Consider the following 6743-nt stretch of genomic DNA (forward strand, 5'->3'; position numbering starts at 1 on the left):
CGCCGCGAGCGCGGCGACCACGGCGAGGACGACCGGCAGCGCGGCGGCGGCCCCGAGCATCACCGTGCGGTCGCCGGTGCGGCCGAGCAGCCGGGGGAGCAGCAGGGCGACGGCCACGGAGCCGACGCCGTACGCGCCGAGCGCGAGGGACAGGGCGCCGGCCGGCCGGTGGAAGTGGTCGCGTACCAGCACGATCGTATTGACGAACACGATCGCCCCGGCGGCGGCGACCGCGAGGTCGAGGGCGAGCAGGGCGCGCAGCCGCGGGGTCGCGCGGAACAGCCGCCCGCCGAAGGCGGCCCGCGCGTAAGGGCCCTCGGCATCGTCCCTCGCGGCCGGGTCCGGGCGGGGCAGGACGGTCGACAGGACGAGCGCGGCGGAGCCGAGGAACCCGGCCGTCGTGCCGGCGAACAGCCAGGGGTACGAGACCAGGCTCAGCAGTCCCGCGGCGAGCGCCGGGCTGAGCAGGCTCTCCAGGTCGTAGGCGAGCCGGGAGAGCGACAGGGCCCGGGTGTAGTCGCGTTCGTCCGGCAGCACCTCGGGAATCGTGGCCTGGAACGTGGGCGTGAAGGCCGCCGACGCCGCCTGGAGCAGCAGGATCAGCACGTAGATCTGCCAGATCTCGGTGACGAACGGCAGCGCGAGCGCGGCCCCGGCCCGGATCAGGTCCGTCGCCGCCATCAGGGCACGGCGCGGTACGCGGCCCGCGAGCGCGCCGACCGCCGGGGCGACGGCGACGTACGCGACCATCTTGATCGCCAGCGCGGTCCCGAGGACCGCGGAGGCCCGCGCGCCGGCGAGGTCGTAGGCCAGCAGGCTCAGCGCCACGGTGGCAAGACCCGTTCCGGTGAGGGCGACGACCTGGGCGGTGAACAGGCGGCGGTAGGTGCGGTTGCGCAGTGCGGACAGCATCGGCCCCGTCCTGGTTCGCGGCGGGAGGGACCACATCATCGTAATCAACATGTGCGTACCTGTGCACATGTCGGTCGCCGGAGAATTTCCCGGATCTCAGGACCTGCGTCAGTCGTGCGGCGGCAGTGCGCCGATCTGGTGGTCGGCGACGTTCAGCGCCTCGTCGACCAGGCGGCGCAGATGGCCGTGGCGCAGCGAGTAGACCACCCGCCGCCCGTCCTTGCGGGTGGTCACGAGCCCGGCGAGCCGGAGCTTGGCCAGGTGCTGGCTGACGGACGGGCGGGCGGCCCCGCACGCCTCGGTCAGCGTGGTGACGTCCGCCTCGCCCCGGCCGAGCTCGGCGAGGAGCGCGAGCCGGGTGCGGTCGGCGAGCAGTCCGAGGACCGACACGGCGACGTCGAGCCGCTCCCCGGCCGCATGCTCCTGCACATGGTGCGCATCTGCCAGTTCCCTGCCCACGCTCATGCGCCCATCGTAGGCGGGCGGGGCCGTCCCGGGATCGGTCAGGACGGTTCGAGACCGGTCACGACGGTTCGAGACCGGTCAGGACGTCGCGGCGACAGCGCGCCGCTGGTGGACCCGCAGGTGCAGGGTGGCCAGGTCGAGAAGCGGAGTCGGTACGTCGAGCTCCCGCGCCCGGGCCACCAGGTCGCCGAAGAGGTGCTCGACCTCCGTGGGGCGGCCCGCCAGCACGTCGCGGTAGAGCGAGGGGACCAGCGGCGAGCCCTGCTTCGTGACCGTGTCCCGCGTCAGGGCGAGCTCCTCGGCCGGGATCGGGCGGCCGGCGGCCGCGGCGACCGCCGCCGCCTCCGCGAGGATCGCCGGGCCGAGCTCCGGGCCTCCGGGCACCGCGTTCACCTCGCCCACCGTGCCCCGCATCAGACTCGTGGTGGCCCCGAGGGTCGTGATGAACACCCACTTGTGCCACATCGCGTCGACCACGTCGGCCGGCACGCGGACGTCGATGCCCGCCTCCGCCAGCGTCTTCGCGATCCGCTCGACACGCGGCGACGCGGTCCCGTCCTGCTCGCCGATCGTGAGGTGGGCCAACGGCGCCAGACGCACGATGTCGCCGGTCTCGTCGAGGGTCGTGACGACCTTGGCGACGCCGCCGAGCACCCGGTCCGTGCCGAACCGGGCGCTGAGCGCGTCGAGATGGGCCAGGCCGTTGAGCAGCGGAACGATCGCGGTGCCGGGGCCGACGGCGGGGGCGACGTCCTCCAACGCCCGGTCGAGCGCGGTGGACTTCACCGACAGCAGGACCAGGTCGTACGAGACGTCCGCGCCTGCCGATTCGTCCGCGGTCACCAGCCGGGGCTCGATCGCCCACTCTTCGCCCAGCCCGGTGATGCGCAGCCCGCGCTCCCGCAGAGCGGCGGCCCGCTGCGGGCGGACCAGGAACGTGACGTCCTGTCCGGCGCGGGCGAGCAGGGCCCCGAAGAAGCCTCCGGTGGCTCCGGCGCCGACGACCAGGATCCTCATGTGCGTGTACCTCTCGAACGGGAGCGGTGGAGCGGATGCTGCGACCCTATGCGTCAACTCCGAAGCCAGTGGATCCTGTTCCTGGCGTGAGCCCCCGACCGCCCATTCCGCCCCGTGCCTCCTGCGATGATGTGCACGAACTGCGGACCACGCATCACGCACGCACCGCGCATCACGCACCGCACACCTGAGACCCGGGGGGGCCATGGGAACCGTTGGGACCGCACTGTCCGAGCTGAGATCCGCGCAGAAGTCGGCGAAGGGCGTCTCGCTCTACTCCCGCTTCGTCAACCGCCCCGTCGGCCGATACCTCGCCGCCGGGTCGTACGCGCTCGGATTGACGCCCAATCAGGTCACCCTGATCAGCGCCCTGTTCAGCTTCGCGGCAGTGGCCGGCATCGCCCTGGGCGGTCCGTCCTGGGCCGTCGGCGTCCTCATCTGGCTCGGGCTCGCCGTCGGCTTCGCCTTCGACTCCGCCGACGGCCAGCTCGCCCGGCTCCGTGGCGGCGGCAGCCCGGTCGGGGAGTGGCTCGACCACGTCGTGGACTGCGCGAAGATCACCGCGCTGCACACCGCCGTCCTCATCGCCTTCTACCGTGCACCCGAGCACTTCGGCACCCTCGACGACGGCTGGCTGCTGGTCCCGCTCGGCTTCCAACTCGCCGCCGTCGTCACCTTCTTCGGTGGACTGCTCACCGAGAAGCTCAAGCCCCGGCCGGCCCCCGGCGCGCCCGCACCGCCGCTCTCCACGCTGCGCGCCGTCGCCCTGCTCCCCGTCGACCACGGCGTCTTCTGCCTGGTCTTCCTGCTGCTGGGCGGCGGCGAGCTGTTCCGCTGGGCCTACAGCGCGCTCGGCGTCGCGAGCGCGCTGTTCCTGCTGGCGTTCCTCACGAAGTGGTACCGGGAACTCAGCGCAGCCCCTCGCTGACCCCGCCGGCCGTCCCCGGCTCGGCCTCCTGCGTCAGGAGGTCGAGCGCGCGCCGCAGCTGCGTGCTGGACGTGTGCACCGTGTACGGGAAGTAGACGATCTCCACCCCCACCCCCGCGAAGTCCCGCTCCAGCTTCTCGCCCTTCGGCGTGCCCCGCCAGTCGTCGCCCTTGAACAGCACGTCGAACCGGACCTGCTTCCAGGTCTCCAGCTTGTCCGGCGCCGTCTCGACGAACGCCGCGTCCACGTACTTCACGCTGCGCACGATCTCCAGCCGCTCCACCAGCGGGATCACCGGCCGACGCCCCTTCGCCCGCTCCGCCATCTCGTCGGACACCACGCCCGCGACCAGGTAGTCGCACCGACTGCGCGCGTGACGAAGGATGTTGAGATGCCCTATGTGGAACAGGTCGTACGCCCCGGGCGCGTACCCCACGCGGTACGGACGGTCAGCGGTCATGTAGGAACCCCCCAACTGCTCGCGCTCCCCAGCGCGATGGAGATATCGACGATAGCGTGCACATTCCGTCTAGACCGGATGAACGATTAGGGTGACGTCCGGTTAAGTCTGGGGGAGAGGGAACGGCGCGTGACGCAAGCGGCGCAGAGCGACGGCACCAGCACGAGCGGGGCGCGCGCACGCCGACGCCTGCTGATGGTGTCCACCAACTACGCGCCGGAGCACGCCGGCATCGGCCCGTACGCGACGCAGATCGCCGAACACTGGGCCGACCGCGGCCACGAGACCCACGTGCTCGCAGGCATGCCGCACTACCCCTCCTGGTCGCTCGACCCGGCCTACACCGGGGTCTGGCGGCACACCGAGAAGCGCGCAGGGGTCGTCGTGCACCGCCGCCGGCACACCGTCCCGCCGCGCCAGACCGCCCTGAAGCGGGCCGCGTTCGAGGCCAGCGTGCTCGCCCACGGGCTCGTCGCCCCGCCCGTGATGGCCCGCCCCGACGCGATACTCGCCCAGATGCCCAGCCTCGCCGGCGGCATCATCGGCGCCCGGCTCGCGGCCCGCTGGAAGGTCCCGTACGTGCCCGTCGTCCAGGACCTGATGGGCGCGGCCGCCGCGCAGAGCGGCATACGGGGCGGCGACCGGGCCGCCGACCTGGCCGCGAAGGCCGAGTCGTACGCGCTGCGTCGGGCCACCCTCGTCGGCGTCATCCACCAGACCTTCGTCGACAAGGTCGCCGCCATGGGCGTCGACCCCTCCCGCATCCGCCTGGTGCCCAACTGGTCGCACGTGAAGGGACCTTCGACGCGGCGCGAGAAGACCCGGGCCGGGCTCGGCTGGGGCGACGAGACCGTGGTCCTGCACTCCGGCAACATGGGCCTCAAGCAGGGTCTGGAGGTCCTGGTCGAGGCCGCTCGACGCGACCCGGCGACCCGCGTCGTGCTGCTCGGCGACGGCAACCAGCGCGCCCACCTCGAAGCCGTCGGCGCGGGCATACCCAACCTGGAGTTCCTGGAGCCGGTCGGCGACGACGAGTTCCCCGACGTGCTTGCCGCGGCCGACGTCCTGGCCGTCACCCAGCGGGCGTCCGTGCTCGACATGAGCGTCCCCTCCAAGCTGACCTCGTACTTCGCTGCCGGCCGCCCCGTCGTCGCCTCCGTCGCCGCCGAGGGCGGCACCGCCCACGAGGTGCTCCGCTCCGGCGCCGGCGTCCTGGTGGCCCCCGAGGATCCCGACGCGCTGCTGGCCGAGATCCGTAGACTCGGGCAGGATCCGGTCGCCGCCGACGCGCTCGGCGCCCAGGGGCCCCGTCATGTCGCAGCCCATCTCACCCGGGCGGCCGGACTGGCCCGGATCGACGCACTGATCGACGAGGCCATGGGGGTGCCGAGCACGTGAGCAACTTGCACGGAGCGGCGGTGGAGGACGACGAACCGGAGCTGCTGCGGGACCAGTTCCGGCAGCTCCTGCGCTACCGCGCGGTGATAGGCGCGGGCGTCGCCTTCGGCCTCCTCGGCGGCGTCTGGTTCGGCCTGAGCAACGCCGACACGTACGTCGCCACCAGCCAGGTCGTGCTGCGCGCCCCCGTCAACGACCCCTTCAACCCGAGCATTTCGCAGGACAAGACGCTCAACGTCGGCTCCGAGCGGCAGACCGCGCTGAGCAGCAGCGTCGCCGAGGCGGCCGCGACGAAGCTCGGCTGGACCGGAACCGTCGGCAAGCTGCAGAAGGACCTCCAGGTCACCAACCCGCCGCAGAGCCAGGTCCTCCAGTTCAGCTACACCGCCGACACGCCGCAGGCTGCCGCCGACCGGGCGAACGCGATGACCGACGCGTACCTCGAACTCCGCAAGAAGCAGTGGACCGAGATCCGGGCCGTCATGCTCAAGGGCCAGCAGGCGCAGCTCAACGACGTGGCGGGCAAGCACGACAAGAAGGTCAAGGAACTCGACCGGATGCCGGCCGGCGCGGCCCGCGACGCCGAGTACGGCGTCAAGACCAACCTGTCGAACCGGATGATCGACCTCGAGGGCCGCATCAGCAGCCTCAAGGCCCTCGACATGTCCCCGGGCACGGTCATCCGCAAGGCCACCGCCCCGGGCTACTCCGACGGCCCGAGCCTGCCCATGAGCCTCGGCCTCGGCGCCCTCGTCGGCATCGCGCTCGGCCTTCTCGCCGCCTGGGTGCGGCTGGTCTTCGACCCCGCGCCGCGCTCCGCCGGCGACGTCGCCCGCGCCGTCCGCGCTCCCGTGCTCGGCACCCTGCCGCGCGGCGCCACCGAGACGCTGCTCGCCGGCGACCACAGCGACGCCAGGGTCGGCGAGGAGTTCCGGTCCGTCGCCTTCCGGCTCGCCTACGACCAGCGGTTCGCCGACCGCCGTCGGCTCCTCGTCGTCGCCCCGCGCGGCAGCAGCGAACCCGCCGCGGCCGTCGCCACCAACCTGGCCGCCTCCTTCGCCGAGACCGGCAAGGACGTCCTGCTCATCGAGGCCGACCTGCGCACCCCGACCCTCGCCGGGCGGCTCCGGGCCAACGCCAGCAGCGCCCCCCGTTGGACCGCGCCCGCCGAGCTCGACGAGAGCGGCTGGCCTGGCCTTCGCCAACTCTCCGTCGACGCGGGCGAGTCGGGCTCCTTCGGCCTGGTGCCGGGCGAGCGGGTCCGCAACGTGGCCCGCGCCCTGACCTCGCCCCGGGCGAGCCGGCTGATCGCCGAGGCCGACTCGCCGAACTCCACCGTCGTCGTCCTCGCCCCGCCCGTCCTCGCCTACGCCGACGCGCTGGCCCTGGTCGACCGGGTCGACGGCGTCCTGATCGTCTGCGACCCGCGCAGCGTCCACCGCGCCGACCTCCAGCGGATCCGCGAGCTGATCGGCGGCGCGGGAGGCACCGTGCTCGGCGCCGTCATGTTCACCGCGCCCGGGCGGCGCGCCGCCAAGGCCGCCGCGAAGTCGGCGGCCCAGT

Annotated in this window: 7 protein-coding genes; 3 read left to right on the forward strand and 4 right to left on the reverse strand. The window is 73.0% G+C overall.

From position 1 onward, the window contains the following. The 3 genes from VIU94_RS13080 to VIU94_RS13090 form a co-directional block, all read right to left on the reverse strand. Positions 1 to 912, reverse strand: a 912-nt coding sequence (locus VIU94_RS13080) for an MFS transporter (protein ID WP_331910914.1), incomplete at its 3' end; no start/stop codon positions are given. A 108-nt stretch (positions 913 to 1020) separates the two neighbouring features. Continuing rightward, the gene (locus VIU94_RS13085; RefSeq protein WP_331910916.1) at positions 1021 to 1377 is read right to left on the reverse strand and encodes an ArsR/SmtB family transcription factor; all 357 of its coding nucleotides are present in this window, start codon (positions 1375 to 1377) and stop codon (positions 1021 to 1023) included. A 78-nt stretch (positions 1378 to 1455) separates the two neighbouring features. Then, positions 1456 to 2394 carry a ketopantoate reductase family protein gene (locus VIU94_RS13090; RefSeq protein ID WP_331910918.1) on the reverse strand — a complete coding sequence of 313 codons (939 nt, stop codon included), beginning with the start codon at positions 2392 to 2394 and terminating at the stop codon, positions 1456 to 1458. A 205-nt stretch (positions 2395 to 2599) separates the two neighbouring features. Here VIU94_RS13090 and VIU94_RS13095 point away from each other — a divergent pair, with 205 nt between their 5' ends. Next, positions 2600 to 3322, forward strand: a complete 723-nt coding sequence (locus VIU94_RS13095; RefSeq protein ID WP_331910920.1) for a CDP-alcohol phosphatidyltransferase family protein — start codon at positions 2600 to 2602, stop codon at positions 3320 to 3322. Here VIU94_RS13095 and VIU94_RS13100 read toward each other — a convergent pair. Continuing rightward, entirely contained in the window at positions 3303 to 3782 is a 480-nt protein-coding gene (locus VIU94_RS13100; RefSeq protein WP_331910922.1) for an FAD synthase family protein, read from the reverse strand. The two genes, VIU94_RS13095 and VIU94_RS13100, sit on opposite strands and share 20 nt — an antisense overlap. A gap of 195 nt (positions 3783 to 3977) precedes the next feature. On the opposite strand from VIU94_RS13100, the gene VIU94_RS13105 reads away from it, so the two are divergent. Both VIU94_RS13105 and VIU94_RS13110 read left to right on the forward strand, forming a co-directional pair. Next, entirely contained in the window at positions 3978 to 5180 is a 1203-nt protein-coding gene (locus VIU94_RS13105; protein WP_331910926.1) for a glycosyltransferase family 4 protein, read from the forward strand. Continuing rightward, positions 5177 to 6743, forward strand: a 1567-nt coding sequence (locus VIU94_RS13110; protein ID WP_331910924.1) for a lipopolysaccharide biosynthesis protein, incomplete at its 3' end; no start/stop codon positions are given. The genes VIU94_RS13105 and VIU94_RS13110, both read left to right, overlap by 4 nt.

It is taken from the genome of Streptomyces sp. (assembly GCF_036566765.1).
Lineage (GTDB): Bacteria > Actinomycetota > Actinomycetes > Streptomycetales > Streptomycetaceae > Streptomyces.